The 499-nt window shown below is 63.3% G+C and carries 2 protein-coding genes; both read right to left on the reverse strand.

Translation table 11 applies throughout. The features are described from left to right. The coding region (locus tag ACAG26_RS27670; protein ID WP_370486272.1) for a WXG100 family type VII secretion target at positions 1-191 on the reverse strand (191 nt) is incomplete at its 3' end. Between the two features lie 11 nt (positions 192-202). Further along, entirely contained in the window at positions 203-499 is a 297-nt protein-coding gene (locus ACAG26_RS27675) for a WXG100 family type VII secretion target (protein WP_071023654.1), read from the reverse strand.

Below are 499 nucleotides of genomic sequence, written 5' to 3' on the forward strand. Positions count from 1 at the left end.
ATGACTTGGAAGTTGCGCCCGAGTTGGGTGATGAATTCTTGGCAGGCCACCGACCCGGAGCCGCCCCAGAAGTCTCCGGCGGCCAGGACGTCGGCGATGATGGCCTGGTGTTCGGCCTCTAGGGAGGCGGCTTGGGCTTTGATCAGGGCGCCGTGGGCGTCGACGTCGCCGAATTGGTAGTTGATGCTCATGTGGGGGTTCCTTAGCTGCTCAGTGCGGTCTGGGAGGCGGCTTCTTGCTGTTCGTAGTTGTTGGCATCGCGGATCAGTCCGTCGCGCACCCCGTGCAGCATGTTGACGATGTTGCGGAATGCGGTCTGCATTTGGCCCATGGTGTCGTAGGAGGTGTTGGCGGCGGTTCCGCCCCAGCCGGCCCCGGTGATGTTGGTCGAGGACGCCCACATCTTGCGGGCCTCATCCTCAACGGTTTGGGCGTGCACGTCGAAGCGGCCCGCCATGGCCCGCATCTGGTGCGGATCGGTCATAAAACGCGTAGGCAT

Source organism: Mycobacterium sp. pUA109 (genome assembly GCF_041287095.1).
Classification (GTDB): domain Bacteria; phylum Actinomycetota; class Actinomycetes; order Mycobacteriales; family Mycobacteriaceae; genus Mycobacterium.